This window comes from Nocardia sp. NPDC046763 (assembly GCF_040645495.1).
In the GTDB taxonomy this organism is placed as follows: Bacteria; Actinomycetota; Actinomycetes; order Mycobacteriales; family Mycobacteriaceae; genus Nocardia.
The window spans coordinates 15747-33546 of sequence record NZ_JBEYYI010000037.1 but is presented as its reverse complement, the minus strand read 5'-3'; the positions used below and the strand labels follow the sequence as shown (position 1 = coordinate 33546).

Annotated in this window: 18 protein-coding genes; 4 read left to right on the top strand and 14 right to left on the bottom strand. The window is 64.0% G+C overall.

The annotated features are described in order from the left end of the window. Positions 1-27: 27 nt before the first annotated feature. Complete coding sequence (locus ABZ909_RS38695) at positions 28-1011, bottom strand: NADPH:quinone reductase (protein WP_357010462.1); 984 nt, start codon at positions 1009-1011, stop codon at positions 28-30. Beyond that, the gene (locus ABZ909_RS38690) at positions 1012-2079 is read right to left on the bottom strand and encodes an SMI1/KNR4 family protein (RefSeq protein ID WP_357010459.1); all 1068 of its coding nucleotides are present in this window, start codon (positions 2077-2079) and stop codon (positions 1012-1014) included. Positions 2080-2197: 118 nt separating this feature from the next. Here ABZ909_RS38690 and ABZ909_RS38685 point away from each other — a divergent pair, with 118 nt between their 5' ends. After that, positions 2198-3238, top strand: a complete 1041-nt coding sequence (locus ABZ909_RS38685) for a helix-turn-helix domain-containing protein (protein WP_357010456.1) — start codon at positions 2198-2200, stop codon at positions 3236-3238. A gap of 156 nt (positions 3239-3394) precedes the next feature. Here the strand turns inward: ABZ909_RS38685 and ABZ909_RS38680 are convergent, their stop codons facing one another. After that, positions 3395-3679: a hypothetical protein gene (locus tag ABZ909_RS38680; protein WP_357010453.1), complete on the bottom strand. Its 285-nt coding sequence runs from the start codon at positions 3677-3679 to the stop codon at positions 3395-3397. 62 nt (positions 3680-3741) lie between these two features. After that, positions 3742-4644, bottom strand: coding sequence for a LysR family transcriptional regulator (locus ABZ909_RS38675; RefSeq protein ID WP_357010450.1), 903 nt, complete (start codon positions 4642-4644; stop codon positions 3742-3744). 117 nt (positions 4645-4761) lie between these two features. On the opposite strand from ABZ909_RS38675, the gene ABZ909_RS38670 reads away from it, so the two are divergent. Further along, a complete protein-coding gene (locus ABZ909_RS38670; protein ID WP_357010447.1) occupies positions 4762-5838 on the top strand; it encodes a questin oxidase family protein in 1077 nt (358 codons plus the stop codon). After that, a complete protein-coding gene (locus tag ABZ909_RS38665; RefSeq protein WP_357010444.1) occupies positions 5835-7301 on the top strand; it encodes an MFS transporter in 1467 nt (488 codons plus the stop codon). The genes ABZ909_RS38670 and ABZ909_RS38665 overlap by 4 nt, the downstream gene beginning before the upstream one ends. On the opposite strand, the gene ABZ909_RS38660 is transcribed toward ABZ909_RS38665, so the two are convergent. Beyond that, the gene (locus ABZ909_RS38660) at positions 7277-8236 is read right to left on the bottom strand and encodes a DMT family transporter (RefSeq protein ID WP_357010441.1); all 960 of its coding nucleotides are present in this window, start codon (positions 8234-8236) and stop codon (positions 7277-7279) included. The two genes, ABZ909_RS38665 and ABZ909_RS38660, sit on opposite strands and share 25 nt — an antisense overlap. A 79-nt stretch (positions 8237-8315) precedes the next feature. Here ABZ909_RS38660 and ABZ909_RS38655 point away from each other — a divergent pair, with 79 nt between their 5' ends. Continuing rightward, positions 8316-8660, top strand: coding sequence for a helix-turn-helix domain-containing protein (locus ABZ909_RS38655; RefSeq protein ID WP_357010439.1), 345 nt, complete (start codon positions 8316-8318; stop codon positions 8658-8660). A gap of 145 nt (positions 8661-8805) precedes the next feature. On the opposite strand, the gene ABZ909_RS38650 is transcribed toward ABZ909_RS38655, so the two are convergent. From ABZ909_RS38650 to ABZ909_RS38610, 9 genes are all read right to left on the bottom strand, one after another. Next, entirely contained in the window at positions 8806-9828 is a 1023-nt protein-coding gene (locus tag ABZ909_RS38650; protein ID WP_357010437.1) for a hypothetical protein, read from the bottom strand. Positions 9829-10164: 336 nt separating this feature from the next. Next, positions 10165-10518 (bottom strand): hypothetical protein, encoded by a 354-nt coding sequence (locus tag ABZ909_RS38645; protein WP_357010434.1) that lies wholly within the window; start codon positions 10516-10518, stop codon positions 10165-10167. A gap of 502 nt (positions 10519-11020) precedes the next feature. Continuing rightward, positions 11021-12070 carry an aminotransferase class I/II-fold pyridoxal phosphate-dependent enzyme gene (locus ABZ909_RS38640; protein ID WP_357010432.1) on the bottom strand — a complete coding sequence of 350 codons (1050 nt, stop codon included), beginning with the start codon at positions 12068-12070 and terminating at the stop codon, positions 11021-11023. After that, positions 12064-13098 carry a 3-oxoacyl-[acyl-carrier-protein] synthase III C-terminal domain-containing protein gene (locus ABZ909_RS38635; protein ID WP_357010550.1) on the bottom strand — a complete coding sequence of 345 codons (1035 nt, stop codon included), beginning with the start codon at positions 13096-13098 and terminating at the stop codon, positions 12064-12066. The genes ABZ909_RS38640 and ABZ909_RS38635 overlap by 7 nt, the downstream gene beginning before the upstream one ends. 8 nt (positions 13099-13106) lie before the next feature. Then, positions 13107-13745 carry an ATP/GTP-binding protein gene (locus tag ABZ909_RS38630; protein ID WP_357010430.1) on the bottom strand — a complete coding sequence of 213 codons (639 nt, stop codon included), beginning with the start codon at positions 13743-13745 and terminating at the stop codon, positions 13107-13109. Then, positions 13726-14115: a DUF742 domain-containing protein gene (locus tag ABZ909_RS38625; RefSeq protein ID WP_357010429.1), complete on the bottom strand. Its 390-nt coding sequence runs from the start codon at positions 14113-14115 to the stop codon at positions 13726-13728. Before ABZ909_RS38625 ends, ABZ909_RS38630 begins: the two co-directional genes overlap by 20 nt. Positions 14116-14127: 12 nt before the next feature. Next, a complete protein-coding gene (locus ABZ909_RS38620) occupies positions 14128-14532 on the bottom strand; it encodes a roadblock/LC7 domain-containing protein (protein WP_357010426.1) in 405 nt (134 codons plus the stop codon). Beyond that, positions 14525-17053 carry a nitrate- and nitrite sensing domain-containing protein gene (locus ABZ909_RS38615; RefSeq protein ID WP_357010424.1) on the bottom strand — a complete coding sequence of 843 codons (2529 nt, stop codon included), beginning with the start codon at positions 17051-17053 and terminating at the stop codon, positions 14525-14527. Before ABZ909_RS38615 ends, ABZ909_RS38620 begins: the two co-directional genes overlap by 8 nt. 69 nt (positions 17054-17122) lie before the next feature. Continuing rightward, complete coding sequence (locus ABZ909_RS38610; protein ID WP_357010421.1) at positions 17123-17755, bottom strand: hemerythrin domain-containing protein; 633 nt, start codon at positions 17753-17755, stop codon at positions 17123-17125. Positions 17756-17800: the final 45 nt, after the last annotated feature.

Sequence of the window (17800 nt, the reverse complement as noted above, 5' to 3'; positions counted from 1 at the left end):
CGGTTCGGTGATCGATGCGAACGGCGGTCAGCGACAGGCAAGGAGGACTCTGCCGATTCCCTGGCCGCTTTCCACCCGCGCGTGCGCCTCGGCGACCTGGTCGAGGGCATAGCGAGAGGCGATGGGGTGGGCGAGAATTCCGCGTGAGATCAGGTCGGTCACGTCGTCGATGGCGTGTCTCAGGGCTTGTGGCGGCATGGCGTAGACCATCACGGTCCGGATGGTGGCTCCGGCCCGCAGCAACGTGGTGAAGGGGAGTACCGGTTCGGCGATGCCGTTGGAGGCATAGCCCGATATGGTTCCGCCCGGTGCGATGACGGTGCTCGAGATCGGAAGATACGCTCCGAAAGCCACATCGACGATGCGATCGACGCCGGTGGGGGAGACGTGCAGGATCTGTCCGATCACGTCGTCATCTCGGTAGTCGAAGACGTGATCGGCGCCAGCGGTGCGCGCGACCGCTCTTTTGGCCGCGGTGCCTGCGGTGGCGATGACGATCGCACCGGCGTTTCTGGCCATCTGGATCGCATAGTGCGACACCGCACCTGTGCCGCCGGTGATCAGCACAACCGATCCGTCCATTGGCCCATCGGCGAACAGGCATCGGTGTGCGGTCAGTGCGGGCAGGCCCAGGCAGGCTCCGACTTCCGTCGGCACGTTGTCGGGCAGTTCGATCGCGCGGTTCGCGGGAACGACAACATATTCGGCGGCAGTGCCTCCGCGAGTGGCGTAGGTGGCCGAGTGGACCCACACCCGCTGACCGAGCCGGGTGGCGGGTACGCCGGGACCGAGTTTGTCGATGACTCCGGCGCCATCGTCGCCGGGAATCACGCGACCGAATCTGATGGCACGGCTGCCGATTCCAGATCGGAGACGGACATCGGCGCGGCTGATACCGGCCACCTCCAGACGTACGCGGATCTGCCCGTGTCCCGGCTCCGGGTCGGGCAGTTCTCCAACCTCGAGGACAGCGGCAGCGGGGCCGGTGCGCTCGTACCAGGCGGCTCGCATTCAGTGCCCCAAGGTGCCTTTTGCTTGCAGATGAACGCGATTGACGAGAACCGCGTTGTCGGGGCCGCGTGCGACGACGCGCAGCTGGATCGAGGAGTCGGGCTGGCCCGCGGGCACGCGCACCTCGGCCTCGATCTCGGCACGTGACCGACCATTGGGTTCAACCAGGACCGTGGCGATGGCGTAGCCGTCGCAGAGTAGTTGTACCCCAACGGTTTCCATCGAGTTCTCGATCATCAGATCGGCTTCGCCGGAAACCGAGTAGGCGATGCCGGGAGCTTGGCTACCACCGCTGAGCCGGATGGCGGTTCCGACGTCGTCGAGCTCGATGAGAGATCGTTGTTCGCCGGTTCTCCACAGATGGGCTTGATCGCCTCCAGATTTTCCATATTCGCGCAGTGGGACAAGTGCTCCGTCAGCGGTGCGGCGGCCGTCGATGGGCCATCGACCGTTGAGATACACGTAGTCGTCGAATACCGCGGTGGGTGGGCGGCCGTAGTCGTGTTTCCAGTCCCGGAGCCTGCTCCATCGCATGGTGCCCGTGGAGGCGTCGATCAACCAGTTCGTGTGGGGGAAGGCAGCTATGGCGAGGGCGAGAAGGAAGTCGACCATGCTTCCATCGAACTCACCCCAGCTGTCGCCGGGATCGAGGTGCCGAAAGTGCACTCGGACAGTCCAATTGTCGGGATCTTCACGCTCAGTCGACCAGAACAGCAAGTCGCCGTTGAAGGTCTGACCCCAGAGCAGCATGTCATTGGACATCTGCTGTCCTGCCACCGAATTCGACCCATCGGCGGCGGGGTCGTCGAAGAATCCACTGTCTCGAAGCGATTGGGTGTTGTCGGACAAGACCGACAGCGTGGGCCGAGGTCCATGTTGACGGGCCGGGAAGAAAACCGAGAGGAGGTGGTTGATCTGCCCGTCGCCGTAGAGATCGATGAAGTCGCGGTAATCGGCGGGAAGCCGGAGATTCATCGACTGCTCGATGGCGGTCCATGGTGGCGCCACGACCGGGGGCAGCGGCGGTGGCGGCATCAGCGATTTCAGAAGTGCCAGGCGAGGATTCACGGCACCGCCCTCTCGATCTATTGCGCCGGACCATAACAGTCGCATTGGCCCTTACCAGTGGCGGGAATCCATATCGAAAGCGGCGCTGGATATTCCGGCATTCGGATAGGCTCGGCCGATGATCGAGGGCACCATTCCGGCGCGTACGGCCAGCTTGCTCTGGGCCGCGGCGCTCCGGGCGGGAGTGAGTTCGGCCGAGTTGGCGGCGATTCATCCGGTGGTGGATCCCGCGGCTCTCGATGACGATCTACTTCGAGTACCGACCGCGTGGGCTCCGCGTGCCTGGGAGCTTCTGGATGCCGCAGCGGGTCCGGGGTCGGGGTTGCTCGCGACGGAGACCGTCGAACGGGGCGGGCTGTACGTGTGGGACTACCTGTTCACCAGTGAACCGACACTCGCACAGGGTGTTCGAGCGGCGGTCAATCTCCGTGGTGTCGTGACAGATCCGCGTGTTGGCTGGGAGGTGGTGGAGGACGGGGGTCTGCTGTTGATCCGTGATGCCACCCCGGTCCTGCCCGGTTTCAGTCGCGCTCCCGTTCAAGAGTTCATGCTTTCGCTGATGTTGCGGCGGGTCCGAGAAGCCACTCGTCAGCCTTTGGTTCCCGTCCGGGTTACCTTCACCCATCAGGAAAGCAACCGGTATCCGTATCTGATCGACGAATTCGTTACCAGCCGAATCGATTTCGGCGCGCCATACGCCGAGATCACGTTCCTGGACGCGGCGGATCTGCCGACCGGGGCAGACCCGCACCTGGGTACGATGCTGCGCCACTACGCCGAGCTATTCCTGGCGTCCTCTCGGCTGGCTCCGGGCGAGCAGGACAACGTCCGGATCGCCATCAATGACGCGCTGAGCGAAGGCGAGCTGAGTTTGGACGGCGTCGCACGACGGTTGGCGATCAGCCCACGCACGTTTCAGCGCCGTTTGTACGAGATGGGCACCAACTGGCGCGAGGAGGTCGAAGCTGTGCGATGCGAGCACGCCGTGGAACTACTTCGGACGACGAATCTTCCGATTCGCTCGGTCGCCACCCGCCTCGGCTATGCCGATGCCCGCGCATTCCGGCGCTCGTTTCGACGCTGGACGGACCAGCCGCCGGACGAGTTTCGGCGGCAATCTCTCAGCGACGATATCGCGACAATGGGTCCCGATGATTGATTACCCCAGAAATGGGGGTACCGGTAAGGATTGTGTTACCCGTCGCAAATGGCCTGTGGCAGTGAGGGTCTCGGTATCGCGGGTCACTCCCCAGGGATGAGAAACGCACTGTGGGATCTGGCTGTGTCCGCATCCTTTGTGATCCCGTTCTTGGCCCTAACCACCGGCGAACAACGATCTCTCATCGAGCTCGACGACGTCGGAACCGCCATCCGGCTCAGCGGTGGTAGCCAAGCCCTCAGACCCCAGTTCGGCGACGTAGGAGCCGGGTTCAGGGAGGACTTCCCTGTCCCACAGTCGGACTCGGGCGCGGATATCGGCGGTGCCAGTTGCGCGCGGAGTGTCGATATGTACCGAGACCGGGCTGTGGGTGGCCACGGCGTGGCGACGACGTCGTGCCTGCACCCGTGCGTCGCTGACCACGCCGATGCGTTCCAACACCTTGCGCTGTACGGTATCGAACCCCCCGAGGTCCACGGCATGGGTTTCGAGCTCGGGACGGATCAGACTCGTGTTCCGGACCATCGTGGTTCGGATTCGGTGAAGGCGACGAACGCTCGTGCGAGCAGTCCTGCGGCTTCGGGGGACCGCCAGATCAGGGCGAGATGACGTTGCAACACCGGTTCTGCCAACTCGACTGCGGTGACGGCGGGTGCGGCGGTGGCGACGGTCGATCGAGGGGCCAGACACAGTCCGAGGTTCTCGGCGACGAAGCTCATGGCGACGGCGAGGTTCGGGGCCTCACAGATGATTCGTGGGTGAGTGCCGTGTTCGGCGTAGATCCGTTCGATGACCGATCTGTTCCCGGTTCCCTGACGGAGTGCGATCAGTGGTTCGTCGATGATGTCGGACAGTCGTAGTCGGCCCCGGTTCGCCAGCGGGTGGTCGGCGGCCACCGCGACCACGAGGGGCTCGGTGGGGTGCAGCCAGTGCGCGGCCACTCCGGCCGGGCACCGGGTGTCCGGGAAGGCGATGAAGGCGACGTCCAGTTCGCCCACGCGGACTTGATCACTCATCTGTTCGGAGCCGTCCTGGCTGATGTGGAGATCGATGCCGGGATGGCGAGCGAGAAACTCGGTGAGCAACCGAGGCGCCTGCGTCGGTCCTGCCGATTCGACGAGGCCGACCCGCAACGTGCCCCGCAGCGTACCGGTGCTGGAGGCGACCTCGGCAAAGCCTTTGTCCGCCGCATGCACGGCTGCGCGGGCATGCGGCAGAAACACTTGACCGGCCCGAGTCAGCCGAACGGATCGTGCATTGCGTTCGAGTAGCTGCTGGCCCACCTGTCGCTCCAGGGCCCGGATCTGCTGACTTACCGCGGGCTGAGCGATATGCAGACGCACCGCAGCGCGAGTGAAGTGGCACTCCTCGGCAACCACGATGAATGTCCGCAGGTGTTGCAACACGAGGATCTCCAATCATAAAGATTGCTTATCCAGTATGGCGAATCATGTATTGGACTTCTTTACCGGGGTCCTCGCACCATGGGAGCACGAACAATGGTCGGACAGGAGAATCCCAAGATGACAGAGGTCCTTGACACCGCGCTCGAACGGCTGAGCGGCTTCGGCACCGAGACCGGCACCGGCAATCCCAATCACGGCCCGATGGCGGTACAGGCGCTCGTCGAACTCGGCTTCGCCGATGCTGTCGCCCCCTGGGTGAGCGAGTACGCCAAGCGCCTGACAGGGGCACCGGCCGCAGTGACGCCGATCTCGGGGCAGACCTGGCGAACGGCTCTGGGCGCCAAGCATCGGTTCGCGGACTGGCAGCTGTTCTTCCGCCGTGAACTCGACCAAATGAGCTGGCGCGATCTGCTGTCGACGTGGTTGCCGCGCCTGTGGCCCGGCGGCATGGCGGAGGGCGGTCACGGTCCGATCCGCGTGGCGCACGCCGTGTCCGCGATGTCCAGTGAGGCTACCGAACCGCGACTGGACGAGGTGGTCAGCGCACTCGCCTACTGGGCTGCCTATTACCGCGAACTGTCTGGCAAGGCATCGCTCGAGGGTGACCTGGACGTGCGGTCGGCATTGCAGCGCATGCCGCATCTGAACGAGACTCAGCAGCGGTCCGGGGTGCCGCCGGAGGTACTTCGACTGCTGGGTTCGGTTCCCGATTTCAGGCACGCTCTGGATCTGGTGGCGGCGCCGACAGATCCACTCGAAAGCCTCCACGAACTGTCGTGGGCCGGAGCCGATCTGTACCGGCGCAACAATTCGAGGTTCCCGCTGGTGTTCGCCCATACCATCACCACCACCGAGGCCGTGCGAATCCTGTTGCCCTGCACTCCGGAATCCGCGCACACCGACGCATACCGATTCGGCTGGCACTACACGGCCGCAACCTGGGCCGCCTTCGGAACCAGTGGGGCGGCGGCACCGCCGATCGACCGTGTTCCCGAAATCGACGAACTGATGGATCACTGTCTCGCCAGCGGCGATGAACACGCCTTCAAGCTCACCGCGGCGTGCCTGCACGAATACCGCCGCACCGGCGACCCGATCTTCCTTTCCGTTGCCGACGACTGGTCGACCCAGATGGTGGCCGCTCGCGAGTGGGACCTCAACCGGCGAATCGCGGCAGGACTGGCATTCGTGTGACCACACCGACGCAGGGCACAGCGGTCGAGATCGCTGCGGCGCCCAGGACGATCGGCCGCCCCGTTGTGCTGTGGATCTGCTGTACGAGCATGTTGCTCGTCGGTGTCGATGCCACCGCGGTGAATGCCGCGTTGCCCGCCATCGGTCACGAATTCGGCGTCGAACCCACAGGCATGGCATGGGTGATCGATGCTTACACACTGGTATTGGCAACGTTCATGATGACGGCCGCATCCATATCGGATCGGGTGGGCCGCAAACGAACATTCCGGATCGGAATTGTTGTATTCACAATCGCTTCGGTCCTGTGCGCCTTTGCGCCGGGGCTGGGATGGCTGGTGGCCTTCCGCGCGTTCCAGGCAGGCGGCGCGACGATGCTCAATCCGGTCGCGTTGGCAATTCTTGTCTCGACGTTTCCGGATCGGGCCGATCGAGCTCGCGCCGTCGGCGTCTGGTCCGGGGCCAGCGGGCTGTCACTGGCACTCGGGCCGGTCATCGGTGGAGCGCTGGCAGGGTCCGTATCCGGCTGGCGATGGATCTTTCTGATCAATCTCCCCGTCGGTGCCGCCATGTACATCGCGACCAGATACTTCATTCCGGAATCCAAAGCTGCCACGCCACGTGCAGTCGATCCCGTTGGTCAGGCACTACTGGCATTGCTGCTGGCCACGACGACGTTCGGCATCATCGAAGGACGTGAACTGGGCTGGGCGTCGCCGGCCATCGCGTGCACGCTGGCAACCGCGGTCGCTGCACTGACAGGCTTTTTGATCTACGAGTCACGACGTGCCGAGCCGCTGATCGAGCTGCGACTGTTTCGTAGTCCACCGTTCGCCGGGGCGCACCTCATTGCCGTGGCCGCTTTCGCCTCGATGGGGTCATTTCTGTACCTGAACAGCATCTATCTCGAGCAAGTCCGAGGATATCGACCGCTACACGCGGGGTTGCTGACCCTGCCATTGGCCGTTGCCGCCCTCGTCGTGGGGCCGGTCAACGGTCGCGTACTCGCACGTCTGGGCCCGCGCCCGTCTTTGCTGGCCGGTGGTTCGGCGCTGACTGCAGGCGCGTTGTTGCTCACATTCGACAACGCCCACCCGCCGATTCCGCTGCTGCTCGCCGCGTACGCGGCGCTCGGCACCGGTATCGCGGCCGTCAGTGCTCCGATAACGCACATCGCCGCCGCAAGTCTTCCGGCAGCCCAGGCCGGGGTCGTTGGTGGCATCGCCGGTGTCACCCGGCAGGCGGGGCAAACCGTGGGCGTCGCTATCGCCGCAACGATGCTCACCGGAACCGCCGGACAAACAGGCAGTCGGGGCGACGCTGTTCACGGCGGCTGGTATCTGAACGTCGTCTACGGGACGCTGGTTCTGGCCGGAGCCGCGATATCCACCCGCAAACTCAAATCCGATCGGGGGCGAGGATGGCGTCTGCGCAGTGGTCACCAGGCCGCTTCGGTGCGGTGACCGGTGGTTCGCGCTGGAATCGCGGCGATCGCGGCGGCAGCGAGTGCCAGGACGGTTCCGACGATTGTCACGACATGAAGCGACGTATGGGTTCCGGGCACGACGCCGTTGAACACCAGTGAGCCGAGTAGCTGACCCGCGATGGAGGCCAGACCGAGGAGCAGCAGTCCCAGGCCGCGGACCAGCAGCGCCATCAGGCCGATGGACAACAACCCGAGTGCTCCGCCGGTGTACATCCACCACACCGTTGGCAGCCTGAAATGCGCTGTCCCCAAGCCCAATCGGATCAGCAGCCCCGCCGACAGTACGATGAGACCGACAAGAAAATTGAAGGTGATCGCGACGATCAGCGATCCGCTGTGCTTGGCCACTGCCGCGTTTCCGGCGGGCTGCCAGCCGGCCAGCAGACCCGCACAGAAAGGCAATACGGCAAGAAAGATCGCATGTGGCACATGGAAATTCGGGGAGATCGCCACGGCAGTCGCTACGACGGCCAAGCCCGCTCCGAGGATCCGGACACCGAAGATGGGCTGCGGTACCGCCGTCGTGACACCGATCCGGTCGCAGGCCACGCCGGAAATGATCAATCCGCAGATCAGCGAGATCTGGAACACGGCCACACCGAGCGATCCGACCGAGACGCCTTCGGACAGCACGACCGCCGCCCCGCACAAGCCCGCGAGGCAATTCCACCAGCCCAGGGCGCCGCTGCGCACGAGTTGGGGCAGCCGTAGCGCCTGGGCGCGCCATCGCCGCTGAGTACCCACGACAGCGGTCATGATCAGCAGCCCGGTACCGAAGGAAACGACTGCGGCAGCGTTTCCGTCCCCGACTGTGCTGCCGAGCGCCCCGTTGACAGCCGATTGCAGTGGACTGAGCGTCCCGGCCGCAACTGTCGCGATCAACAGAATGCCGACACGAGACGCATTCCGCACCACAGCACTCGGATTCGCATGTACCACACTTGATTTGGCGAGCTCGGACACAGGGTGTTCTCCCTTCGGGTGATCGTTCATGATCGCCCGCGCCCCATCCGACCGGCTTCAGCGCATTCCCATCAGGGGGAGCCACTGGCGAGCCCGACGCCTCACCATGAGCCCACGAACCCTCCAGCGCCGACTCCAGGCACTGGGCACGAACTGGCGGCAAGAGGTCGAGCTGGTGAGGCACGAGAACGCGCTACGCCTCATTCGCGACAGCGACCTCCCTGTCCAATCAGTGGCCACCCGCGTCGGCTGCACCGACGCCCGCACCCTCCGCCGGGCCATCCAACGCTGGACAGGCCACAGCACCACCGAATTCCGCCGCCAACTCCTCGACCCCGGCCACCCCGCCGCCGAACCCCTCGGCGTCCGTTAGCAACCGGTTCCATGGCACGGAATCCCCTGTCACGCGCCGGTTCCGAAGGGGTTGTCGATGATGCAGCGCCACAGCCCGTCGTGCCGACGCCGGGCGACATCGGCTGTTGCTGTCCCCGTCCCATCGTCTGTGTCGTCGCGGACATCTAGCGTTCGTCGCCAGTGCGGTTCTGGTGGGGCTTCGAGGATGCGTCCGTCGTCATGGTCGACGGCGGCTGCCCGACTTCCCAGGACACGGTCCGGGTGAGGCTGCCGTGGGTTTCGAAAGGTTTCGCCCAGCCAATTTCGGTGAAGCGACCGTTCTCCGAATCTTCCACCCCGGTCGCTATGTCGCTCTTGCCCTTGTCGAAGTCGTAGTAGTCCTGCGCTTCCACGGTCACGTCCATAACTATGCGCTTACCTTCGACGCGGACATTGGCGTGGCTCCATTGTTGATAGTTGCCGACTGTCTTCTCCCAATTCTCGGTCGAAGAAACTGCGGTTTTCGGGCCGCCAGTGATCTTGAAGCTTCTCTTACCGGTCTGCACGAAATAGTCTGCTGCCGTAGCGGCGCGACCGATCTCTCGATCCACCGCTTCGCGAATGGATCCATCCTCGTGGTAGGCCTCGTCGTAGTCGAATTCCATCTTCTTGCCGTTGTTGTCCCAGTAGTGCTTGTACATCATCGTGGCGTCATCGAGGTCGGGCCTGAGGTACCTGGCACCCAGCAGCATCGCCTGCCACTTCTCTTTGTTCAGGTAGTCTTGGGAGTCGGCGTGCTTCGAGTTGTAGATGAACGTGTCATCATGCACGAGGACCGGCGTCTTCGGATCTCCGATTGCGTACCTGCCATCCGGCGACTTGGGTGCGGTGGCACTGATATTCAATTCAAGCGACTTGAATGCGGAAATTGCATCTTTCGTGCCCGTCTCGGCCCGGTCGGCGGCGCTGTGCAGGCTGCTCAGGCCCGATTGGGTGTTCTGCCAGGCCATGACAAGGGACGGTGTGTTCTTCTTGCCTGGCATAGCCTCGTCGTTGTCGATTTTGGGCAGCCCCGCCATGACGGCATCCAGCTGTTCACGGCCGTCGTCATAGCTCCGCTGCGCGGCCTCGAGCATGTTCGCGAAGTTGGTGAGTGCCGAGTCGCCGAGCTGGAACCCGGCCTCGATGTGCGAGGCGTGGGTGGACACAGCATTCACAGCTTGCCCGGCGTTTTCTGCCGCGTTTCCGTGCCATGAGGCAGGTAATGTCGACCAGCTCGTATTCTTTAGAGCCGCTGCACTGTTGCCGGCGTGTACGGATGCTGCTCGATATATTTCTGCCTGGCCGCGAAGCGTGCTGGGCTTCCCGCTCGGACGCGGGAACTTGTACGCGATCTGGATAACGGACTCCAGGTCCTGTCTTGTGCAGTTTTCACCCGCGATCTGATGGAGTCCGACCAGTAGCGAATTCAGGAGTGAACTCCAACTATCAGTGCTGTCTGTACCAGGATTTATTGGCATAGCGCGATCGATATCAGTGGGAGGCTAGCCACCGGTGGCGGAAATTGTTGTTTTGCCGAATTCATCGGCGACTTGGTAACCCTTCAGAGAATTGGACAGTGACATCGCCAATTCCTGACATTTCTGTGCGCAGACTGCCCTCCCATTGTTCATTCGCTCGTGGTAATCTTTCACCCGATAATCGATATCACCAAATTCCGTCGAGGGGAAGCCGGGAGCATCCTCCAAAGCTATGGACAACATTTCGTCATAGGCTGTGACGATTCCATTGACGGCCACTGGAAAACTATTCGGATCAAGCCATAACGCCACCTCATCGCTGACTCCCTTGTTGACATTCGGGAGAGTGAATTCTGGCTCGATTGGTTCGAGTGCCATGAGATTCTCCTTGCCGGCAGTTCCGGAGCGGTCGAACGCGACCCTAGCGCCTGGTGCCGCTCCAACCTTCCCACAGCTGGGGGCCAGAGCGTTCGGGGCCGCGGCGCGCACCTGCAGCCCCGCTGGAGCGAGGAAGGCGATGGTGCCGATCTGGGAGAAGACTTGTCGGACGTGGGGTCTCGGCGCGCCGCAAGGGGTTTGACGAACGCGAGTGGCCTGCACGTCAGCTCGCGGTTGTGGCCGGGTTTCACGAATTGCACGCCGCGCCAACATATTTCTGCTGGTTGGAGGAACCGGGATCGCTGGGTTGCGATCGGATGCCAACATCCGTCTTCAACCACGACAGGGAGGGAATGACGTATGAACGCGCCCAACACGACCGAGCTCGCGGTTGGCGAACGTCTGGAAATGCGGCGGCGCAGGCGCGGCCTGTCCCGCAAGGTGGAGGCGAATCTGGCCGGGCGCAGCGAGGAGTGGCTGCGGCCGGCGGAGTTCGGTCGGTTCAGCGCGTTGATACCGACCCGGATAGTCGATGTGCCGCGGCGCGCACTTCGGCGAGGCTGGTGAGGACGGCTTGGTTGGCGGCGCGGTCGCCGACGGTGATGCGGACGCCTGTCGAGTACTTCCGCACATGGATCCCCGCTCTGCAGAAGGCCTGCGAGACGCGATGAGCCAGCGCGGGGTCGTGCAGTGGAACGAAGAGGTGGTTGGCGGAGCTGTCCGGCAGGACATAGCCGAGCCGCCGCAGGGCGACCGAAACCCGATCGCGTTCGCTGGTTATCGCGTCGATGCGTTCGTTCAGCTCGTCCTCGGCGGCGTAACAGGCCCGGACACCGACTTCGGCAAGGATGTTCATGCCGAAGGGCACTTGCCAGCGCGCTATGCGAGCGGCGGCCTGCGGGTCGGCGACGGCGTACCCGACACGCAGGCCCGCCAAGCCGAATGCCTTCGAGAAGGTGCGGACCACAATGACATTCGGGTATGCCGCCAAGAGCGTCTCGGTGTCGATGCGCTGATCGGGTGCCACGAACTCGATGTAGGCCTCGTCGAGTATCACCGCGACCCGGGTGTCGATCCGGTCGAGGAATCCGGTCAGTTCACCAGCGCGCAGTCGAGTGCCGGTCGGGTTGTGCGGATCGCACAGCACAACCACCCCGGTCCGCGCGTCGACCGCTGCCCTCATCGCGTCCAGATCCTGCGACCCATCCGCCGCCAGCGCGACCATGACGGAGTGACCACGGACTGTCGCGGTGAGCACTGGGTAGCCGTCGAATATCGGCTCCGCCATGACAACCCGAGCCCGGCCGGGCGCGACGAATGCCTGCAGGATGTGCATGATCACGCCGGTGGCTCCGGCACCGACAACGATCTGCTCGGGCGAACAACCGATCCGAGCCGCGATGGCCCGTGCCAACCGATGTGGCAGATATTCGGGGTAGCGGTTCGCCGAAGCCAGCGCCTGCTCCAAGCTGTGACGGACGGATGGCAAAGGCCCATAGGGGTTTTCGTTGAGCGCGAGTGAGTGTCGCCCACTCATTCGGGCGGTCAGCATGGGGAATCCCTTGGGGCGTGCCGTCCACCCCAGCGCACGGCCATCGCGCCCGCGAAGTCTCCCGCATGGGCGAACCCCGCGAACATGACCACACCACCTTCCGGCATCGACCCCGAGGTGACGGCGTCGTCGAAAGTCATCGGCATGGCACTGCCGAAGGTATTGCCACACTCGTCGAAGGTGTCCGGGTGCCGCTCGGCGGGCAGCGCCAATGCCTCGTGCCAGTTTCGGAGAAACGTACGGTTGGGCTGATTGGTCACCAGCAGGTCAAGGTCGCTCGGCCGCACCGCAATCCGTTCGCAGACCGCCCGGACGACTCGAGGGACGATCTGATTGCCGCGTTTCAAAACTTCGGCAATGTTCGACTCGGAGAATCCGAGGTGATGTTCGCCGAGCCCTGGTTCCCAGTACTTGCGCGGCGGGTCGGAAACCGAGGTCATCTCGCCCGCGAAATGCGTTAGATGCCGTGTCTCGATATCGAGTATCGGAGACCGGTCCGACTTGGTCAGCCACGCGACGCCCGCACCGTCCCCGGGGATCGCGCCCTGCGCCATGGCGCGCACTCCGGGTTGGGCGAAGATCTGTCCGGCCGTATTCGTCACGGTGATGACCAGCGCGCTCCTGGCAGTGGTGTGTTGTAAGAGTTCCCGGGCCAGCTTGATCCCGTGGATGAAACTGGCACAGCCGCCATTGGCCAGGTCGATCAGCCATTCCGGCGCGATGCCCAATCGAGCGGCGACCTCGCCGCCATTGCCGACGAACCAGGTCGCGGGCAGCTGGGTATGCACCACCAGGATATCCACCTCGTCCAACAGCTCTCGCCCTTGGCGGGCGAGCATTGGCGCGATGGCCCGTTCGGCCATGTCGGCGGGGGTCTCGCCCCCGCCGACATGGTGGCGGAAACGTGGCGGATCGAACATGACAGCCGACGCCGTCCCGGCACCATGCTGGAACTGAGCGAAATACTCCGCCGAGATGGGTTGTCCGGGCCGATAACTGGACACATCGGCCAGACTCACAGTGACGATCACGTCGATCACCTGTCCGAACGAATCGCCGAAGAGGCCGGCGTCGCGGGAATCGATTGCTCCGCAATGCCGTTGAGCCGAGTGATCAGGTAGTCCGTCAGCCCGACCAGCAGTTGCTTGCAGGACTCGCGGCTGCGTGCGTCGCAATAACTCAGTGGCACATGGTCGTCGAGATCTAGCGCCGATCGCAGGTCGGCCAGGCGATAGCGGTGCGCGCCGTCGAAATAGTTGACCCCGACCACGAACGCCAGTCCGCGGCTTTCGAAGAAGTCCATCGTGGCGAACGAGCTGTCCAGTCGGCGCGGGTCGACCAGGACCACGGCACCCAGCGCTCCGGCCGCCAGTTCGCCCCAGAAGAACCGGAACCGTTCCTGCCCGGGCGTGCCGAACAGGTAGAGGATCAGGTTCGGATTCACCGTGATGCGCCCGAAGTCGAGTGCGACGGTGGTGGTCTGTTTCGCCTCCACGCCCGAAAGGTCGTCGACTCCTTCGCTTTTGGCGCTGATCAGTTCCTCGGTGGACAACGGCGCGATTTCGCTGACAGCACCCACCAGGGTGGTCTTGCCGACGCCGAATCCGCCCGCTATGAGGATCTTCGACGAGGTGATTTTCGACGGTTTCGCCGTGTCAAAGCTTGAGGAGGCCATCACGTATCGCCCTTAACAAATCGGCAGTTTCACTGTTGTCGTTCGCGGCGTGGCGAGACTGCGCCGAGCTGATGCTCAGATAGCCGTCCGCGATCAGGTCGCCGATCAAGATCCTGGTCACCCGGACCGGAAGGCCGAGTCGCGCAGAGATTTCCGCGATAGCCCGCGGATTCCGCGCGATCACGACGATCCGCTCGTACTCGGGATCCATGCGACGCAGTCGGCCATCCGCCGCACCATCGACCGCGACGACGATGGTGATCATGCTCAGCTCGGGCGTCACATCGCGGGTCCGCCCGCGCGTGACGCCATACAAGCGAACGAGGGGACCGGCCGCCTCGTCGTACCAGAAGTCCCGCTCCCCATCCATGGCGGCGGTCGATCATTGGCCGTGATTGCTGTGGCGCGGTTCGGTTGTCAGCCAGGTTCCCATGCGCTGCACGGTCAGGTTCATCTCGTGCGCCACTGAGCCCCAATCCGCGCTGGCCTCGCCGAGAACGGCCAGGCAGACGTTCTCACCGGCGGCGGTGACGAACAGCATCGCGTCGGCGAGTTCGACCATGACCTGTTGCAGTGGGCCCGAGGAGAATTGGCGTCCGGCGCTGGCTCCCAGACTGTGCAGGGCCGACGCCATCGCACTGAAACGCTCGCCGTCGTCGCGGGAGATGTGGGCGCAGTGCCCGAGCATCAGTCCGTCGGTGGACAGCATGACGACGTAACGAACGCCCTTGAGCCGACCGGCCAAATCATCGAGGATCCAATTGAACTTGCCGTACTGGTCAGTCATTCCACTGTCTTTCGTTGTCCGCCAAGGGCTCACCGGGTGACCCGACGGGAACCCCGGAGCGACCGAGCTTCGTTCCGGCCTGCAACGCGGTCCACAGATCTGTGGGCCGCCCCTGGCCCGACGGCCTGTTGCGCTGCATGCGAATGCTGGGGTGATCGTCGGGCATGCGCGCCTCGGCCGCGGGGGTCGTGGTGGGTGTCTGCCGCCTGCGCTGTGGCAGCCGCGGGATTTCCGCGTACAGTTCGGAGTGGGCCGTTTCGGACCCTTCACCCCAGATCTCGGCCATCGGTCGGCTGCGGAACGTGTCGTCCTCTGCGACCGGCGGCTCGGGTGCCGAGGTCGTGCGCACCGGCGCGTTCGTCGCACTCGACTCGATCGAGTCGGCTTCTGGAAGGAACTTGCGCGACCGGCTCGACAGCTCGCCGAGATTGTCGACGATGTCGTCCGGAGTCGACACATCGGACTCATCGACGACAACCAGTTCGTAGGGCAATCGCACGACACTGCGGATGCCGCCGTAGTCGGATTCGGTCAATCGCACCGCGATCCGATGACGCTTGGCCAGCTGTCCCACGACGAACAGACCGAGCCGCGAATCACTCGACAGTGTCGCGATATTGAAGTCCGGCGGGTCGGTCAGCATCTCGTTGATCCGCGCTATCTCGCCCTTGTTCAAGCCGATACCCAGGTCGGAGATCTCGACGATCAGTCCCGCCCCACCCATCTCGCCGGAGATCTCGACACGGGTCCGGGGCGGCGAGAACGTGGCGGCATTGTCGATCAGCTCGGCAATGAGATGGATGAGGTCGGCCACGACCGCGCCGACAACGGGCACGTTGGGCAGCCGGACGGTGTGAATCCTCGAGTAATGCTCGGTTTCGGTGACCGCGCTGCGGACGATATCGTGCAGCGACACCGGGTTTCGCCACTGTCTGCCGGGGCGTTCGCCACCCAGGATCACCAGGTTCTCGGCATTGCGCCGCGCTCTGGTGGCGAGGTTGTCGAACTCGAACAGCATTTTCAGCGTGTCCGGGTCGTCGTAGCGATGCTCGGCTTGTTCGAGCAGCCCCAACAGCTGGTGCATCGCTGTCTGGCTGCGGCGCGCGATATTGACGAAGACCGACTGCACACCCTGTCGGGTCTGTGCTTCCTCGACTGCGGCGGTGGTGGCCGCCTTCTGCGCCAGATTGAATGCGTCGGCGACCTGGCCGATTTCATCGCGGCCGAAGTCGAGTTCGGGCACCTGCCGGTCCAGGTCGATCGTTTCGGATCGCCTGAGCTGTTCCAAGATGTTCGGCAGCCGCGTCTCGCTCACCGACAGGGTTTCGGCCCGCAGTCGGCGCAGTCGTGCGATCAGCCGCTGCGAGAGCAACAACGCGGCGATGAATGCGATGAGGGACAGGGACAAGGCCGCCGCGGCGTCCTGGACGGATCGATGGGAGAGTCTGCGACCTTCCCGATCGGCCACTACACCGGCGTATCGCAGGTGCGAGTTCCAGATTCCGCGCAGTTCCGCGCTGACCCTGTCGGCTGCGTCCGTCCATCCGGCCAGCGGCGCTATCGGTGGAGACGGGGCGCTCGGCGCGGGGTTCGCCTCGTTCGGGGTGTTCGCGGTGTTGGACCCGTGCGGCGAAATCCCCGATGCCGCACCGCCCGAGGTCGATGGCGCGGTCTGCGGCGATGCTGGATCGGGTGCGAGGACGGGTGGTGGCGTCGACGCGGCGGTCCGCTGGAGCAGGCTCTTTTCGAGGGTCCCCATCTGACGCCATGGCTGGCCGGACACCAGTGCGCTGTAGCTTGCTTGCTCATCGGGCGTGAGCTCACCTGCCCGGTTGTCGAGTTCGTTGCGGTAGAACCCGACGAGCTTGCTGTATTCCTCCTGCTGGGAGGGAGTGAAACCGCCCTTGATCGACGCCGCCGCGGCCAGCGCGGCACTGCGCGACATCGCCTCTGCGCTCTCGAACAGGCCGATCTCGGTGTCCTGTTCATTGGCGGCTTCGGGCACCGTGGCTGTCCGAGCGGCGAGGCGGCCCGCGACGATCACTGTTTGGATGACCTTGTTGTAGTAGTCGTAGACCTCATCGATCTGGGCCGCCCCCAGGTCGATTCGCTGTCGGATGACCGGCAGTTGCCCGAACGTTGCCTGCATTTGCGTGACGGCATCGCCCACCGACCCGTGGAAAAGTTTGATCAGGTCGTCGCCCGCGGCCATCATGGTGGGGAGAGCGATGTTGAGCCGTGTCCGTTCGGGCGTCAGGTTCGCCGCAGCGGAGGTGTCGCCCGCCAGCACGAGCATGCTGGTGCCACGCTCCTGCTGTACCGACTCTACGAATTCCAGTGCCGGACCGGCTGTTTGGTTGATCGCCGACGACCAAGCCGCGATGGACTGGGATTGGCGTAGAAAGTGATCAGCTGTGACGCCGCCGACCGTCAGCAAGGACAGGCTCGGTATCAACGCTATCGATAGAACTCGGAATCGCACACTCGGATTGACCCTGAACACGCGACTGATTCTGTGCATGTTTGACCGCAATCTATTGTTCCCAATCGGATTGAGACACTGACCTATTCGGTGAAGGGCGCAAACGGCTCAGCCCAGCGCGGCCTGCTGTGTGCGCACGAGCCATCCTCGGAAGAGACGGGCGACCGGCAGGGCGGGCACTCCGGTGAGTTCCTCGGGTGCCGCCACCATCAGCAGCCATGCGGGCATGAATCGTAATGTCCACAGCGGGGCCGTTTTACGCATGTGAGTTTCGAACCCTTTCCACACCGCCTCGTCGAGCACGGGGGCGAGCCGGGCGGCCAACTCGGTCTCCTCGTCCTCGGCGTGGGCGACGATCCGCTCGTACACGTCCAGGGTTATCCGTGCGAGTTCCGACGCCACGGAGCCGTCGGTCGCCAGTTTGTGGGCCACTCTGTTCCATTCGACCAGGAACTTGTCCAGCTCTTGATGTTCGGCGGTGAGCAACGCGATCGCGTTCTCGTCGGCGCCGAGGTCGTGCAGTCGGGGCCAGAGATATGCGTCCTCGCCCTCATGGTGGTGGGCGATCAGCGCGTGTACCCGGTCGATGTAGGCGCTCAGTGCGACGGCCCTCGTTTCGTCGGGAGTCTGTGCCAGACGCGAAGCGGCTTCGGCGATCCGGGGAAGATCGGTGACCATCGCGCGGTGTGCCAACAGCATGGTCTGATGTCCGCTGGGCAAGTCGGAAAATGACGGGCTCATTGACTGCTCCTGAAGAGTTCGAGTCTCGTCGGTGAGATCACCGCC